13 protein-coding genes are annotated in these 15,707 nt (G+C 69.2%); 7 read left to right on the plus strand and 6 right to left on the minus strand.

All coding sequences use genetic code 11. The annotated features are described in order from the left end of the window. Positions 1 to 3 precede the first annotated feature (3 nt). On the minus strand, positions 4 to 417 hold the full coding sequence (locus NA3_RS02230) for a roadblock/LC7 domain-containing protein (protein ID WP_011207200.1): 414 nt from the start codon (positions 415 to 417) through the stop codon (positions 4 to 6). Further along, positions 414 to 4,010 carry an ATP-binding protein gene (locus NA3_RS02235; protein WP_063917273.1) on the minus strand — a complete coding sequence of 1,199 codons (3,597 nt, stop codon included), beginning with the start codon at positions 4,008 to 4,010 and terminating at the stop codon, positions 414 to 416. The genes NA3_RS02230 and NA3_RS02235 overlap by 4 nt, the downstream gene beginning before the upstream one ends. A 318-nt stretch (positions 4,011 to 4,328) precedes the next feature. Between NA3_RS02235 and NA3_RS02240 the strand changes: the two genes are divergently transcribed. The 5 genes from NA3_RS02240 to NA3_RS02260 all read left to right on the plus strand — a co-directional run bounded on the left by NA3_RS02240 (position 4,329) and on the right by NA3_RS02260 (position 10,387). Further along, on the plus strand, positions 4,329 to 6,440 hold the full coding sequence (locus tag NA3_RS02240; protein ID WP_062961901.1) for an AMP-binding protein: 2,112 nt from the start codon (positions 4,329 to 4,331) through the stop codon (positions 6,438 to 6,440). A 135-nt stretch (positions 6,441 to 6,575) separates the two neighbouring features. Then, positions 6,576 to 6,956: a hemophore-related protein gene (locus NA3_RS02245; RefSeq protein ID WP_062961902.1), complete on the plus strand. Its 381-nt coding sequence runs from the start codon at positions 6,576 to 6,578 to the stop codon at positions 6,954 to 6,956. Between the two features lie 76 nt (positions 6,957 to 7,032). Continuing rightward, positions 7,033 to 7,737 (plus strand): response regulator transcription factor, encoded by a 705-nt coding sequence (locus tag NA3_RS02250; protein WP_372464252.1) that lies wholly within the window; start codon positions 7,033 to 7,035, stop codon positions 7,735 to 7,737. Between the two features lie 37 nt (positions 7,738 to 7,774). Then, a complete protein-coding gene (locus NA3_RS02255; protein WP_062961904.1) occupies positions 7,775 to 9,157 on the plus strand; it encodes a sensor histidine kinase in 1,383 nt (460 codons plus the stop codon). Between the two features lie 66 nt (positions 9,158 to 9,223). Then, on the plus strand, positions 9,224 to 10,387 hold the full coding sequence (locus NA3_RS02260) for a YhgE/Pip domain-containing protein (protein ID WP_062961905.1): 1,164 nt from the start codon (positions 9,224 to 9,226) through the stop codon (positions 10,385 to 10,387). Positions 10,388 to 10,395: 8 nt separating this feature from the next. On the opposite strand, the gene NA3_RS02265 is transcribed toward NA3_RS02260, so the two are convergent. Further along, positions 10,396 to 10,758 carry an FKBP-type peptidyl-prolyl cis-trans isomerase gene (locus NA3_RS02265; protein WP_062961906.1) on the minus strand — a complete coding sequence of 121 codons (363 nt, stop codon included), beginning with the start codon at positions 10,756 to 10,758 and terminating at the stop codon, positions 10,396 to 10,398. Positions 10,759 to 10,898: 140 nt separating this feature from the next. On the opposite strand from NA3_RS02265, the gene NA3_RS02270 reads away from it, so the two are divergent. Both NA3_RS02270 and NA3_RS02275 read left to right on the plus strand, forming a co-directional pair. Next, a complete protein-coding gene (locus NA3_RS02270; protein WP_062961907.1) occupies positions 10,899 to 11,702 on the plus strand; it encodes a TrmH family RNA methyltransferase in 804 nt (267 codons plus the stop codon). Further along, entirely contained in the window at positions 11,699 to 11,989 is a 291-nt protein-coding gene (locus NA3_RS02275; protein ID WP_062961908.1) for a DUF2537 domain-containing protein, read from the plus strand. Before NA3_RS02270 ends, NA3_RS02275 begins: the two co-directional genes overlap by 4 nt. Before the next feature lie 28 nt (positions 11,990 to 12,017). Here NA3_RS02275 and NA3_RS02280 read toward each other — a convergent pair whose 3' ends face one another. From NA3_RS02280 to serC, 3 genes are all read right to left on the minus strand, one after another. Then, positions 12,018 to 12,749 carry a DUF6928 family protein gene (locus NA3_RS02280; RefSeq protein WP_063917275.1) on the minus strand — a complete coding sequence of 244 codons (732 nt, stop codon included), beginning with the start codon at positions 12,747 to 12,749 and terminating at the stop codon, positions 12,018 to 12,020. Positions 12,750 to 13,103: 354 nt separating this feature from the next. Beyond that, positions 13,104 to 14,186 carry a septation protein SepH gene (sepH, locus tag NA3_RS02285; protein ID WP_062961910.1) on the minus strand — a complete coding sequence of 361 codons (1,083 nt, stop codon included), beginning with the start codon at positions 14,184 to 14,186 and terminating at the stop codon, positions 13,104 to 13,106. Positions 14,187 to 14,492: 306 nt separating this feature from the next. Further along, positions 14,493 to 15,620 (minus strand): phosphoserine transaminase, encoded by a 1,128-nt coding sequence (serC, locus tag NA3_RS02290; protein ID WP_062961911.1) that lies wholly within the window; start codon positions 15,618 to 15,620, stop codon positions 14,493 to 14,495. Between the last annotated feature and the right edge of the window lie 87 nt (positions 15,621 to 15,707).

Genomic DNA, 15,707 nt, shown 5'->3' on the forward strand with positions numbered 1-15,707 from the left:
CCATCAGGAACCCATCGTGACGCGAGGTGTGGCCTGGACTGTCTGGCCCACCCGCTCGACCAGCAGAGCCATCTCGTAGCCCACCTGGCCGATATCGCAGGACGTGTTCGTCAGCACGGCCAGATAGGACCCGTCACCGACCGCCATGAGCAGTAGGTAACCGTGTTCCATCTCGACCACGGACTGCAGTACCGTGCCGCCTTCGAACAGGTTCGAAACGCCGACAGAGAGGCTGGCCAAACCCGCGGTCACAGCGGACAACTGCTCGGCTCGGTCGACGGGCAATTGAGCGCTCGCGGCCATCAACAGGCCGTCCGCCGAAACCAGCACGGCATGAGCGACGCCCGGAACCTCGTTGGCGAAGTTCGAAACCAGCCAATCCAGCTGACGGTTCGTACCACCTAGATCGGGGTTCATCGGTCTCCTTTATCTCCGGTTAGGTTCATTGCTCCCATTGCGCGGCCATCCCGGACGCCCTGCTGGTGACGACTCAGACTTGACCTGATCGACTCTGGGTCGCGGCTCGGCCTGCGATCGGCCCGCCCGGTGACACCACCGGGAACCAGCCGATTACCGGGATCGCGCTGCGGCAATCCGGCCGCCGTCCGCTTCTCCGACGAGGTTTCCACCGCCCGCCGGGCAGCCTGCCAGCCTTCGTCACCTGGGGATTCGAAGGAGGCGGCGACTTGGGACCGGTCCGGGTTGGGGTCCGCGAGCCACGCCGACATCATCTCGGCGAAGATCGGACTCCCCCCTTCCGACGGGCCGGCGTCGGCTGCGGGCTGCAGCCGGGTCTGGAAGAACGATGCCGTCTTCTGCGGATTCGACCGGTAGCTGTGACGGCCGCGTTCGCGCCCCTCACCGGATTCCGCATTCGCGTCCGCGGCGGCGCTGTCCCGCTGCGGCGCATGACGTCCGGGCAGACTCAGACCCGGGGTGGGTTCCGGCCGCGGCGGCAGACCGGCACCCGGCTGCCGCTGCGGCAGACCGCCCGCGGCCGGGGCACGCTGCGGCAGACCCTCATTCGACTCTCGTTGCGGCAGGCCGCTACCGGCATCGCGCTGCGGCAGACCGCCGATGCCCTCGCGCTGCGGCAGTCCGCCACCGCGCTGCGGCAGACTGCTGCCCGAATCCCGTTGCGGCAGGCCGCTTCCGGCGTCCCGCTGCGGCAGACCGCTGCCGGCGTCTCGCTGCAGGCCGGTGGGCGCACCCTCGCGCGACGGCACGCCGTTGGAACCCGGGGTCCGCTGCGGCAGGCCTCCGGCACCGCGCTGCGGCAGGTCACCGTTGGACGATTCCCGCTGCGGCAGACCACCGTTCGCGGATTCCCGCTGCGGCAGGCCACCCTCACGCGACGGTGCGCCGTTGGTGCCCGGAGTCCGCTGCGGCAGTCCGTTGGCGCCGAGTTCGCGGGCAGGCGGGCTCGCCGCGGGACGGTCCTCACCGGCGGGCGCACGCTGCGGCAGGCCGGACCCACCGCGCTGCGGCAGGCCACCTTCCCGCGGCGGCAGGCTCGAGCCCGAATCACGCTGCGGCAGACCGCCTTCGCGCTGCGGGACGCCGTTGCCGCCGCCCGGCGGCCGCTGCGGCAGTCCGGTCGGACGGCCCGGCCGCGGCGGCTGACCCGCCGCACCCGGCTGACGCTTGAGCATATTGGCGGCCAGACCCGAGGTCGGCTGCGCCGGAGCGGCGCCGCCGCGCTGGGGTAGGTTCGCGTTCGGCTGCGCCTTGGGCGCCTGCGGTCCGTTGGCACCCGGCTCACGCTGCGGCAAGCCCGTGCCCGGCTCGGCATCGGCGAGCGGATGACGCGCGTTCGGTCCGCTGGCGCCCGGCTGACGCTGCGGCAGACCGCCCGGAACCGCACCACCCGGCTGCCGCTGCGGGAGTCCACCCGCGAGCGAACCGTTCGCCGCGGCGGCGCCGTTGGTGCGCGCCGTGCGATCGTCTCCGGCATCCGCGGCCGGCGTGATCGGGATCGGCCCGCTCACCCCGGGGTCCACGGTCACCATCATGTTGCCGCTCGGCGTGCGAGTGACGCCGCGCATCTGCATCGACGACGCCGCGGAGGGCCGCTGGGTCGGTACCGACATCTGCTCACCGGACTGGTCCGGCAGCGAGACCGTTCCGCCCGACGGCGCCACGATGATCGCCTTGGGCACGTGCACGGTGACGGTGACGCCGGGGTCGCGGGCGGTGTCGAAGGTCGGGCGCAGGCGCACATTGAGTCCGTGCCGCTCGGCCAGCCGGCTGACGACGAACAGACCCATGTGCCGCGCGGTGTCCGCACCGACCTCGGCGGTCGTCTCCAAGCGCCGGTTGATCGATGCCATCTCCGCGGGCGGCATGCCGATACCGCGGTCGGCGACCTCGATCAGCAGACCCTGATCGTGGGCCTGGGCGAAGGTGAACTTGACGTCGGTCTCCGGCGGCGAGGCGCGCAGCGCGTTGTCGAGCAGCTCGGCGAACAGGTGCGCCAGGTCGGAGGCGGCCGGTTCGGTGATGGCGCCGCGCGGAGTGGCGCCCAGCTTCACGCGCTCGTAGTCCTCGACCTCGGAGATCGCGGCACGCAGCACGTCGGCGATCTCGACCGGCGCGGACTTGCTGCGCCGCTGCCGGGTACCGGCCAGAATCAGCAGGTTGTCGCCGTTTCGGCGCATACGGGCGGCGAGGTGGTCGAGCCGGAAGAGGTTCTCCAGCAGGCGCGGGTCCTTCTCGTCGTACTCCATCGCCTCGATCAGCGAGAGCTGATGGTCGACCAGCGACTTCGACCGGCGCGCCAGGGTCTCGAACATGTCGTTGACCTGGGTACGCATGGAGGCCTGATCGGCCGCCAGGCGCAGCGCCTGACCGTGGATGTCGTCGACCGCGCGAGCGAGCTGGCCGACCTCTTCCTCGGTGTGCACCGGCATCGGCTCGAGCGGCACATCCTCGGGGCTGGCGCCGTCACGCAGGCGCGAGACCTCGTAGCCGAGGTCGTGTTCGGCGACGCGCAGCGCGGCCAGGCGCAGCTTGCGCAGCGGCACGATCATGGCCCGCGCGACCAGCACGGCGAAGATCAGCGCGGCCAGAATCGTCAGGACGACGATGACCGCGTACTGGATCGCGCCGGCCCGGGCGTTGCCGGCCAGGTCGTTCACTCGGGAGGTGATGTCCTGGGTCGAGGAACCGACGATCTTGGTGTAGCCGTTCAAGCTGTCGACCAGCGACTGCTTGATATCCATCAGCGGCAGCTGGCCGACATCGACGTTCGGCCCGCTGGTCATGTTGATCCGGTTCTGCAGCAAGCCGTTCAGCTCGGCGATCGTGGGATCGTTCTCGGGCAGACGCTTGGCCAGCAGGTCCAGCATGTACTTCTCGGTGTTGGCCGCGACCTGGAAGTCGTGCAGACCACCCTTGGCGTCACCGGTCAGGGTCTTGGCCGACGCCGCGATCTCCTGGACCATCACCGCGCGGGTGTTCAGCGAGTCGACCAGGCGGAGCTTGGCCGCGTCGACGCCGGGGTCGGAGACGGTCGACACGATCTCCTCGACCGTGCGGACGCTGTTCTGGCGAATCGCCTCTTCCTGGGCGATCGCGTCGGCGAGCACCGGCGAGGGCTTGGTGCCCTGATCGCGCACCGCCTGGGCGCCCTTGATCATCTGCTCGATCGCATCGCGCGCACCCGGAACGCCGTCCAGCTTGGCCGTGGCCTTCTGCGCGGTCTGGATGGCGCCGTCCAGTCTCGTGAGGTCCGCGTCCTGAACCAGCGACTGGGTCGGGCTGATCGCGGCCATCTGGCCACCGGCGACCGTGGCCGCGGCACCACTCAGGCCGGTGACGGCCGGAATCGCCTCGACGTGCTCGACCGCCTGATCCAGGTGGCTCGAGTCACTGAACTCGGACGCGATCCTGGAAGCACCGAGCACCACCGCGACGAGCAGCGGCACGGCCAGCACGGCCGTGACCTTCCAGCGCAGGTCCCAGTTGCCGAGCGCCCAGCGCTTCCCAACGGGCCTAGCGGCGTCACGCATCTCCAACTCACTTTCCAAACTGGCCCCAGCCACGCGCCATCGGCGAGCCTCCACGATCGCACGCGCGGCTCGATAAGCAGAACGGGCCGGGAACTGCGGCTGGCCGAGAAATTGCGTCCATGACGGCCGAAATAGGTGACATGCGATTCTAACGGATCAATAACTTCTTGTGTGACCTCTTGGCAACCACCAGCCGTTGACCTGGCTGTTCCAGCCAAAATCAAAGGTCGCGGCGGCCGCCCGGACGTCGCGTGAAGTCTGCCACAATCAGGCTGATCTATCGAGGCGGGCATCGATGCGAGGCAGGGAGTCATACGGTTGAACGCGAAGCAGGAGTACCGGCCCACCTACCAGACCAGCCTGGTCGACCCGTCGGACTTCTGGCGTAGCGCGGCCGAGGCGATCAGCTGGGACGTTGCGCCCGAACAGATTCTCGACACCACAGCACGGCCGACGGCTCGGTGGTTTCCCGATGCTCGCCTCAACACCTCCTACAACGCCCTCGATCGACATGTGCGGGATCTCACAGCGGAACCCACCTCGACGGACGACGATACCGATACCGCCGCCGAAACGGGCATTTCCGCAAAAACGGGCGGTCGCGCGAACCAGCCCGCCTTAATATATGACTCCGCTATGACGGGCGCCACAGCCGTCTACACCTACGCCGAGTTGCTCGCCGAGGTCGCCCGGTTCGCCGGTGCGATGCTCCGGCTCGGGGTGCGTACCGGCGACCGCGTCGTGATCTACATGCCGATGATCCCCGAGGCCGTGATCGCGATGCTGGCCTGCGCCCGCATCGGCGCGGTGCATTCGGTGGTCTTCGGCGGATTCGCCGCGCACGAACTGGCCGCCCGCATCGACGACGCCGAACCCGTCCTGATCGTCACCGCCTCCGGCGGCCTGGAACCGAACAAGCGCCTCGAATACCCGCCGATCGTGCTGCAGGCTCTCGACCAGGTGCGGACCACGGCGCCGCGGAATGTGGTCGTGAAGCAGCGCGAGGGCTTTCCGACCATCCGGTTCGCCGCCCCGCAGCCGGCCACCGACACCCTGCCGGATTCCACCGCCACCGTCGCGGCCCGCTGGCTGGACTGGGAGGACATGATCCGCGACGCGGAACCCGCCGACCCGGTGCCGGTGGCCGCGACCGATCCGCTCTACATCCTCTACACCTCGGGCACGACCGGAAAGCCCAAGGGCGTGGTGCGCGACAACGGCGGCCACGCGGTGGCGCTGGCCTGGTCGATGCGCAACATCTACGACGTATCCCCCGGCCAGGTGATGTTGACCACCTCCGATATCGGCTGGGTGGTCGGCCATTCGTATATCGTCTACGCCCCGCTGCTGGTCGGTGCGACGACCATCCTGTTCGAGGGCAAACCGATCGGTACGCCGGACTCGGGCACCTACTGGCGGCTGGTCGAGCAGTACGGGGTGCATGTGATGTTCACCGCGCCCACCGCACTGCGCGCGATCCGCCGCGCCGATCCCGAGGCCGCGCTCGCCCGCCGCCACGATCTGTCCTCGCTGCGCGCGCTGTTCTGCGCCGGTGAACGGCTCGACCCCGCCACCTACGAGTGGACCCGGGAGACGGTGCTGGCCGACCTGCCCGACTGTCCGGTGGTCGACCACTGGTGGCAGACCGAAACCGGCTGGCCGGTATGCGCCAACCCGCTCGGTTTACAGGAGCTGCCGATCAAACCCGGCTCGGCCTCGGTTCCGGTTCCCGGCTACCGGCTGCGCGTTCTCGATTACGAAGGCGATGCGGTGGCGACGGGCGCGGAGGGCAACATCGTGATCGGCCTCCCGCTGCCGCCCGGCTCGCTGACCGGCCTGTGGCGCGACGACGAGCGCTTCGCCCGCTCCTATCTCTCGGCCTATCCCGGGCACTACCTCACCGGCGACTCCGGCTATTTCGACGAGGACGGTTATCTGTACGTGCTCGGCCGCAGCGACGATGTGATCAATATGGCCGGGCATCGGCTCTCGGCCGGCGGCATCGAGGCCGCGATCTCCGGACATTCGGCGGTCGCGGAAACCGCGGTGATCGGAGTGCCCGACGAACTGAAGGGCCAGCTCCCGATCGCCTACGTGGTGCTCAAGAACGGCGTCGACATCGAGCTGGCGCAGCTGCGCGCGGAGATCATCGCCCGCGTCCGGGAGCAGATCGGCGCGATCGCGACGCTACACGACGTCACCGTGGTGCGGGCCTTGCCCAAGACCCGGTCCGGGAAGATCCTGCGCCGCACCATCCGTCAGATCGCCTCGGGTGAGAGTTGGGAGATGCCGGCCACCATCGAGGATCCGGCGGTGCTCATCGCGCTGGAGGATCAACTGCTCGCCGGAACCGATCCGACCGCCGACCCGGCAGCCGAGAACACGGCCGATCCGGCGGCGAGTACGAACGGCTCGAGTATCGGTTCCTGAGGGGGGCACGTCGAGCGTGGGGCGCGCGCTTCGAGCAGCCGGTTCAGAGTCTTCTCAGGATCGGTTCACGCACGCCCCAGACTCCGGCGATACCGTGCCGGACACGTACGTGCCGACGCACAGGGAGAGAGAATCATGCGCATTCGCGGATTTGCCGCAACCACCCTCACCGCCGCGGGCCTGGCCGCCGGGGCCGCCCTGCTGGTCCCCGCCACCGCATCGGCGGGTCCGACCGAACTGGTTGCGCCGCTGCTGAATTCGACCTGCAGCTTCGCCCAGGTCGACGCCGCCCTGCACGACAAGGCACCGCAGCTGGCCTCGATCCTGGACAACAACCCGGACCAGAAGGCCGAGCTGAAGGCCAAATTCGATCAGCCGGTGGAACAGCGCCGCGCCGAATTCCAGCAGTATCTGGCCCAGCACCCGGACGAGGCGCAGCGCGCCCAGCAGGACCCACGGGCCGCCGGGCTGAGCCAGACCATTCAGGAAGTCGCCGATTCCTGCCACAACTACTGATCCGGGCGCCGGATCCGCAACTCGCGCGGGCCTCGGGCCACCCCCGGGGCCGCGCGGTCAAATTACACTGCACACCGTGGCGAGCAGCGAGAATCCGACGGTGCTGGTGGTCGACGACGACGAGGATGTGCTCTCCTCGGTGGAGCGCGGCTTGCGGCTGTCCGGGTTCCGGGTGGTCATCGCCCGCGACGGGGCCGCGGCCCTGCGCAGCGTGGCCGAACAGGCGCCCGACGCGATCGTGCTCGATATGAACATGCCGGTGCTCGACGGCGCCGGCGTGGTGACCGCGCTGCGGGCGATGGGCAACGAGGTGCCGATCTGTGTGCTCTCGGCACGCAGTTCGGTCGGCGATCGGATCGCCGGACTGGAATCCGGCGCCGACGACTATCTGGTGAAACCGTTCGTCCTCGCCGAATTGGTGGCGCGAATCCGGGCGCTGCTGCGCCGGCGCACCGATACCACCCCCGCCACGGCGCCGGGCTCGATCACCGTGGGCCCCTTGGAAATCGATGTGGCCGGCTATCGCGCCCTGCTCCACGGTAACGAAATCGAGCTCACCAAAAGGGAATTCGAGCTGCTGTCCACGCTGGCCCGCAACGCCGGGGTGGTGTTGAGCCGGGAGCGGCTGCTGGAGCTGGTGTGGGGTTACGACTTCGCCGCGGACACCAATGTGGTGGACGTCTTCGTCGGCTATCTGCGTCGCAAGTTGGAGGCCGACGGCACGCCCCGGCTGCTGCACACCATTCGCGGCGTCGGCTTCGTCCTGCGGATGCCGAAATGACCGGCGCCCACGCCGAATCGATCCGTGCTGGTGCGGGATGACCGAACCGGAACGGCGGCGCTTCGGACTGCGCCACTCCTACTCGCTGCGCACTCGCGTCGCCGGGGCGGCGGCATTGGGCGCGATCATCATCACCGCGGTGTTGAGCTGGGTGTCGGTGGTGGCACTGGGCCGCAACAATCTCGCCCAGGCCGACCAGGAATTGAACATCGCCTCGCGCATCGTGCTGATGCAGCCGCTCATCGCGGTCGGGGTGCTGTCGTTGGTGACGCCGAACAAGGATATGGCGGTGACGGTCCGCGACCACGGGGAGATCATCGCCTCCACCAGCGTGCGCCTGCCGGCCCAGGACCCGGGTTCGCATACGGTCACGCTGGAGGGCACCCCGTTCCGGGTACTGACCACGACCGAGAATCAGCCCGAAGGGCGGACCGTCTCGATCGCGATCCCGCTGACCGACGCCTATCGCACCATGTCCGAGCAGCGGCGCTGGGTGCTGTTCGCGGCCGGCCTGGCGGTGGCCGCGGCGGCCGGGCTGGGCTGGGTGTTCGGTGGCGGCGCGGTGCGCCCGATCCGCGATCTCACCCGGCAGGTGAGCGCGCGCAGCGGCACCAGCACGGCCGAGGTCCGGGTGGACGGATCCGGTGTCTGGGAGGCCGAAAAGCTTTCCGAGGCAGTGAATTCACTGCTGGAGCGGGTGCAACTCGCCCAGGCCGAAACCGCGGCGGCACTCGAGACGGCCCGCGATTTCGCCGCCGTCTCGGCGCACGAACTGCGCACCCCGCTCACCGCGATGCGCACCGACCTCGAGGTGCTGCGCACCCTGGACCTCGACGAGCAGCAGCGCGCGGAGATCCTCGACGATCTGCAGCGCGGTCAGGGCCGGGTGGAGGCCACGCTGGCCGCGCTGGAGCGACTGGCCGCGGGCGAGCTGACCGACGAACGCGACCATGTCGAAACCGATGTCGGCGATCTGGTCGACCACGCCGCCCACGATGCGATGCGCCACTTCGGAGATCTCACCGTCCGCATCGAGACCGATCCCGAACTGATCACCCGCGGCCTGCCGACCGGACTGCGCCTGGCGGTCGACAACGCGCTCACCAATTCCGCTCGTCACGGCGGCGCGACCCAGGCGCTGGTGTCCGCGCATCGCCGCCCCGACGGCTGGATCGTGATCTCGGTCGACGACAACGGGGCGGGCATCCCGGCCGAGGAACGGCGCAGTGTCTTCGACCGCTTCACCCGCGGCGCCAATGCCACCAAGGGCGGCTCCGGCCTGGGCCTGGCACTGGTCGCGCAGCAGGCCCAATTGCACGGTGGCCGAGCCTATTTCGACGACGGGATCCTGGGCGGCGTGCGCCTGGTGCTGGAATTGCCGGACCGTCCGATGCCGGCGGCGCCGCCGCCGGAGAGCTGAGTCCCTCACAGAACCCTCAGATATCCGCCAGTACTTGCGCATTCACCGCCGCTACCGTCGAACGGCGTGGCAGGTAGACGTTTTCGCTGGACAGTGCTCGGTGTCGTGACGCTGGCGGTCGCCGGTGCGGTGACGGGGGTGATCGCCGTCACCCGCGGTGGTGCCGCACCGACCGATATCGCGATCGTCAACGCGGATACCGGGCCCGCCGGTGCCCGCATCGTGAAGGCCCTGCAAGCCGAGGGCGACACCTGGACCGTGGCCGAACCCGGGGCGCGTACCGCCGATCACGCCGCGGTGATCACCCTGCCCGCCGACCTCACGTCGTCGCTGGCCACCCTCGCCACCGCGCAGCCGCATCGGGCGCAGTTGACCGTGGCCACCAACGAGCACGCGGACACCGCCGCGGTCGATGATGCGGTCGCGGCGGTGACGCGGCGAATCGCGGCAGCCGGCGTGGATCAGACCCTGGCCGCGGTCGCGAACGCGCGCGGTTCGATGCAGCAGGCCGCCTTCACCTCCCAGCTGCTCGACGCGGGCGTACGGACGGCCTCGGACGCCGCCGGCCAGTTCACCGGCGGCGCCCAGCAGATGCTGGGCTTCCTGGATTCGGCGAAATCCGGTGCGGCGACGCTGACGTCGCAGCTCGGCCAGGTACACGACGCCCTGGGTCAGGCGACGAATCAGGCCGAGAACATGGCCGGCGCGTTCGATGCCACCGGGCTCACCCTCGGGCAGATCAGTGCGGGTGCGAATGCGATGAGTACCGGGCTCGACCAAGTCCTGCCGCTGCTGCGAACGCTGCCGTTCGCGGCGGACCCGCAGGTCACCGACATCATCGGCAAGCTGGACGCACTGCGCTCGATCGCCGGACAGACCGACACTCAACTGGCGGGCGTGGCCCGGCTGACCGGTAGCAGTACCGATCCCGGCACCGGCCTCGGCACCATCCTGCGCGATGCCGCGAACCGGCTGACCTCCGCCTCCGCCCAGCTGGACCAGGGCGCTGCCCTGGCCGGGCAGATTCCGCGGCTCACCGATCAGGCGACCGCGCAACTGCACGGTGCACTGCAAGCGGTGACCGGCGGGGTCACCCAGATGCAGCAGATTTCGGCGAATCTGACCGATCAGACCGGCAAGGCCCTCACCGCGCTACCGGCGCACAGCACATCCCAGCAGTCCGTCCTGGCGACGAACCTGTCCGATCCGGTCGAGATCGTCCGGCGGTGATCGGCGTCCTATTCGACGACGTTCAGCAGATCGATGACGAAGATCAGCGTCTTGCCCGACAGGGGGTGGCCCGAACCCTCGGGACCGTAGGCCAGCTCCGGCGGAATGGTCAGCTGGCGGCGGCCACCGACCTTCATCCCCGGAATACCTTCCTGCCAGCCCTGGATCAGGCCGCGCAGCGGGAAGGTGATGGATTCACCGCGGTTCCAGGACGAATCGAATTCCTCGCCGGTGTCGTAGGTGACGCCCACGTAGTGCACCTCGACGGTGCCGCCGGGTACGGCCTCGGCACCGTCGCCCTCGACCAGATCGTGCACTTCCAGCGTGGTGGGCGCGGGGCCTTCCTGGAACTCGACTTCCGGCTTGGTCATGCGTCCTCTTCCGTTTGCGATGGATAAATCGTTCTGTGGATAAACCAATAAAGAGTTCACCATAGCGTTGCTTGCCAAACCGTGTTCCACACGACAGTTGGATCGGCCGAATTCGGGGCCAGGGTGCAGGATAGGTTGCCGTGGCCCACGTGATCGATATCGTCGACCCCGGCGACCCTCGGGTCGCCGACTTCCGCGACCTCAACTCGGCCGACCGGCGTCCCGACCTTCCGGGCGGGAAAGGGCTGGTCATCGCGGAGGGCGTGGTGGTCGTACAGCGCATGCTGGCCTCGCGTTTCCCACCGTTCGCCCTGCTCGGGGTGGGCCGCCGCTTCGATCAGCTCGCCCCCGACCTCGCCGGTGTGGACGTCCCGTACTACCGCGTCGGCGCCGAGGTGATGGCGGACATCGTCGGATTCCATCTCAATCGCGGCGTTCTCGCCGCCGCCTACCGCCCGCCGGAGTTGCTGCCGGAGGAGATCCTGCGGACCGCTCGCACGGTCGCGGTGCTCGAGGGCGTGAACGATCACGAGAACATCGGCTCGATCTTCCGGAACGCGGCCGGACTCGGCGCCGACGCGGTGTTGTTCGGCGACCGTTGCGCCGATCCGCTGTATCGGCGCGCGGTACGGGTGTCGATGGGCCACGTGCTGCGGGTGCCCTTCGCCTCGCTGCCGACCTGGCCCGACGGCCTGCACACCCTGCGCGAACTCGGCTTCCGCATCATCGCGCTGACGCCGAATCCCGCGGCGGTGAATCTGGCGACCGCGATGACCGGCGACCGGGTGGCACTGCTGCTCGGAGCGGAAGGCCCCGGCCTGACCGAGGCGGCGATGCGGGCCACCGATATCCGCGCCCGGATTCCGATGACCCCCGGCACCGATTCGCTCAATGTCGCGACCGCGGCGGCGATGGCCTTCTACGAAAGGGTGCGGACATCGTGAATCGACCGCTCGGCCGCCCCGGCAGCGAACCGACACCGTGGGCGGCGGGTATCGCGGTCTCGGTCTTCGTCGCCGCGCTGACCGCCGCCGGAGTGTATTCGTTCGGTGTCGCACTGGCACATGTTCATTGGACGCTCGCGGTGGCGGTGAACGTGATCGCCGTCGCCGGGACCGCACCGACCGCGTGGCGCTGGCGTTACACCCCGGTCACCCGCTGGGTGCTCGCCGGGCTGGGCGCGGGAGTACTGATCGGCTGGCTCGTTCTGCTGATCGATGCCGCGTCTTGACGTCTCGAGCCCTCGACGGATTTCGCGATCACAGCACGTGGTCGCGTCCGCGCAGCCAGCCGAACCAGCGCTTACTCGCCGGAATCGTCACCGACGTCTCCCGCGTCGCCGGTGCGGGCGCCTGCCCCGCCGGGTAGAGGCTGAATCCGCACACCTCGATCCGGTCCGGATGCAGGGCGTCGTCGGAAGACCCCGCGCGGTAACGGAATCCGAGCCACTCCTCGTTCGCGGCGTCGGCGAATTCCGGCGGGTCGAACGGCAGGATCTGGGGATCGGGATAGTCGCCCGGCCGCAGCCGGATCGGATGGTCGCCGGCCCAGTACGAGCGCTCCCACACCAGCGGCAGCCCCTCGTCCTCGACGATGTTCACCCGGGTGGCGCTGAAGGCGCGCCGGAACTCACCGCGCTCCCAATGCGCGAACGCACCCCAGCCCAGTGGGACGTCGTACGACACGAGATAGGTGTGCTCGGAGGCCAGCGGCCGGATCAGCAGTTCCGGCAGCCGGGTCGGATGGCTGCGCGCCGCCTGCACCGTGCAGACCACGGTGACCCCCGGAAAGCAGCCGATGTAGATCGAGCCGGGATCCGGCCCGGCCCAGACCTTCAGGCTCCCGGAGGCGGCGGGCACCACATCGTGGCCGGGATTGAGCTGTTTGGCCAGTGCGAGGGCGGCCTCCGGATCGGGATCGGGGTGGGAGCGCAGGACCGCCGCCGGATCGGGGTCGTCGACGTACCAGATCGACGAGGCTGTGGATGGCACCTGCGACACCTCCCGAGCTCGAACGGGTAAGCGTGGTTACTCCCGAGCAACCGCGGGAGCCGAACCACATCCGCCGCCGCGGCCTGCTCGCTGCGCGCCCAACGAGAATCGGGCGCATACGAAAAATCTACTCCCCCAACAGCGGAAACACCGGCGCTTCGGACTTCTGCCGCGCGTGTCAACCCCCGTTTCACACATTCCGGCGGCGACACGCCCGAGCCACGGTAAACACCCCGGAACGGAATTCGCGGCGGAGACCCATGGCCTCCGCCGCGAATTCGATACGGCCGGACGGGTTTCGGTCCCGCCGGCAGACTCTCGGTGCCCGGAGCTCTCTCGGTGCCCGGAACTCTCTCAGTGCCCGGAGCTACGGACGCCGAGCAGCACATCCTCCCAGGACGGCATCGGCGCCTTACCCCGCTTGGCCCGGGCCGGCTTCTGCGGCGCGGGCTTGGCGTCCTCGGGCTTGGCGCTCGCCGCCGCGGCGGTGGACTTCGCGGCCGGCGCCGGCTCCGGCTCCGCGCGGGCTGCAGGCTCCGGATCCGCGGCGGGAGCGGCGGGTTCGGACGGCTCGGCCGGGGTGGCCGGAGCCGAGGAGGCCGGTGCGGCCGGAAGCGCCGGGGCGGTCGCCGCGGGCGTCGTGCCCGACGGATTCGCCGCCACGGCGCTCTTGGCACCGACCGGCACCGCGGTGCCGCCCACGGCGGCCCGCTGCTCGAAGTATTCGTCGAAACCGGCCTGGCCGGTCTCGGCCACCGCGGTGGTCTGGGCGGGCCCGGCCGACACCGGTTCGACCACCGGCGCGGGCTCGGGCGTCGGCTCCGGGAGGATGGTGGCCAGTCCGCGCAGGGCGCGACCGAAATCGGGATCGATCAGGTCCGAGGCCGGGTCGTCGAGCGGCACCACCGAGCCGCCGTGCGCGTCCGGCTGGTAGCGCCAGTGCGCGGCGATCACCGAACGGCCCGCCTGCCACTGCAATTGGGCGACCCAGTAGTTCTTCTCGTCCTTCCAGGCGTCCCATTCGGCGATATCGATGTTGTGCCCGCGCTCGGCGAAGGCGGCCGAGACGATCTCGATCAGCGTCTCCACCGCCGGACCGTCCTTGCGCACCGGATGCGCCTTCTGCGCCAGTTCGGCCGCGCGCGCACGCTCGAGCAGCACGGGGTAGGCGAAACGCTCCACCCGGCTGGCCGGCATGCCGGACTCCTCGGTGACCTGCTCCACCGACGCACCGGCACGGATCCGAGCCTGGATATCGCGAGGACGCATGGTCGCCTCCGTTTCGATCTCGATCTGGCCGAATCGGGCAAGGTCTCCACGCGCGGCGGCACGCAGCTTCTCATCGGCGGCGAGCCGGTACTTCTGACCGGTCTCGGCATCGACGCACACGATGTGCGCGGAATCGGGCGTCAATCCGATCACTCGAAGTTCACGCACCGTTACCTCCTTATCGCTGCGTCGATCACAGCTGCGCCGAGCACCAACTAGCTCGCGACACCGCCCACGTTCTGGAACAGTAGTGCACTTCTGAGATTCGTGTGGCAAGACACGCGGCCTGAAATCTACCGCCGCGGTGCCGGGGACGACTAATCTGCTCTGTTTCCACGCTCACCGGCCCGTGCCCTGGCAAACTTCCGGCACAATTTCGGTTGGCGCACACCACAACAGCGTAAACGCGAAAGCCGCGGATTTCGGTGACGAAATTCCGCGACTTTCGCGAGTTTTATCCGAGCGCCGTCGTGATCAGGCGCTGATCTGCTGCACCACCCAGTCGATGCAGCGTGTCAGCTGCGACACGTCCTCGGGGTCGATCGCCGGGAACATGCCGACGCGCAGCTGGTTGCGGCCCAGCTTGCGGTAGGGCTCGGTGTCGACGATGCCGTTGGCGCGCAACACCTTTGCGACCTGCGCCGCATCCACCGACGGGTCGAAGTCGATGGTGCCGACCACCTGCGAGCGGTGCGCCGGCTCCGCGACGAACGGCGTGGCGAATTCGCTGGACTCGGCCCAGGAATACAGCCGCGACGAGGAATCGAGGGTCCGCTTGACGGTCCAGTCCAGGCCACCGTTGTTGTTCATCCACTCGATCTGATCGGCGAACAACAGCAGCGTGGCCAGCGCCGGGGTGTTGTAGGTCTGATCCTTGGTGCTGTTGTCGATCGCGATCGGCAGCGAGAGGAATTCGGGGGTGTAACGACCCGAATCCTTGATTTCGGAGACTCGCTCCAGCGCCTTCGGGCTCATCAGCGCGACCCACAGGCCACCGTCGGAGGCGAAGCATTTCTGCGGCGCGAAGTAGTACACGTCGGCGTCGGCGATATTCACCGGCAGACCGCCCGCGCCGGACGTGGCGTCGATGGCGATCAGGGCGTTGTCCGAGCCGGCGGGCCGCTGCACCGGAACCGCCACACCGGTGGAGGTCTCGTTGTGCGCCCACGCGATCACATCGGCGACCGGATCGGAGACCGGCTCGGGCGCGGTGCCCGGGTCCGAGGACACCACGATCGGATCGCCGATGAACGGGTTGCGCTTGGCCACCGCGGCGAACTTCGAGGAGAACTCACCGTAGGTCAGGTGCAGCGAACGGTCCCGGATCAGGCCGAAGGCCGCGGCGTCCCAGAACGCCGTGGTGCCGCCGTTGCCGAGCACGACCTCGTAGCCCTCGGGCAGCGAGAACAGGTCGCGCAGGCCCGTGCGGACGCGCGCGACGACTTCCTTGACCGGCTTCTGACGGTGGCTGGTGCCCATCACGGACGCGCCGACCTCGACGAGGGAGCGCAGCTGTTCGGGACGGACCTTGGACGGGCCGCAGCCGAACCGTCCGTCGGCGGGCTTCAGATCGTCGGGAATGCTCGGAAAGGCAGCGGTCATGGGCTCAAGCCTAGAGCGTGATGTGGGTCTCGCGCGTGGGTGGGTCGGGGTTGCGCGGACCGATGCGACAGGCTCGCCGAAACCGGG

Origin of the sequence: Nocardia africana NBRC 100379 (assembly GCF_001612635.1) — a bacterium.
Taxonomy (GTDB): domain Bacteria; phylum Actinomycetota; class Actinomycetes; order Mycobacteriales; family Mycobacteriaceae; genus Nocardia; species Nocardia africana.

Bases quoted from the DNA above. Each gene is read 5' to 3' on its own strand.
- NA3_RS02265 (WP_062961906.1), bottom strand. From the start codon at position 10,758: ATGACCAAGCCGGAAGTCGAGTTCCAGGAAGGCCCCGCGCCCACCACG.
- NA3_RS02235 (WP_063917273.1), bottom strand. From the start codon at position 4,010: ATGCGTGACGCCGCTAGGCCCGTTGGGAAGCGCTGGGCGCTCGGCAAC.
- serC (WP_062961911.1), bottom strand. From the start codon at position 15,620: ATGACCGCTGCCTTTCCGAGCATTCCCGACGATCTGAAGCCCGCCGAC.
- NA3_RS02245 (WP_062961902.1), top strand. From the start codon at position 6,576: ATGCGCATTCGCGGATTTGCCGCAACCACCCTCACCGCCGCGGGCCTG.
- NA3_RS02230 (WP_011207200.1), bottom strand. From the start codon at position 417: ATGAACCCCGATCTAGGTGGTACGAACCGTCAGCTGGATTGGCTGGTT.
- NA3_RS02255 (WP_062961904.1), top strand. From the start codon at position 7,775: ATGACCGAACCGGAACGGCGGCGCTTCGGACTGCGCCACTCCTACTCG.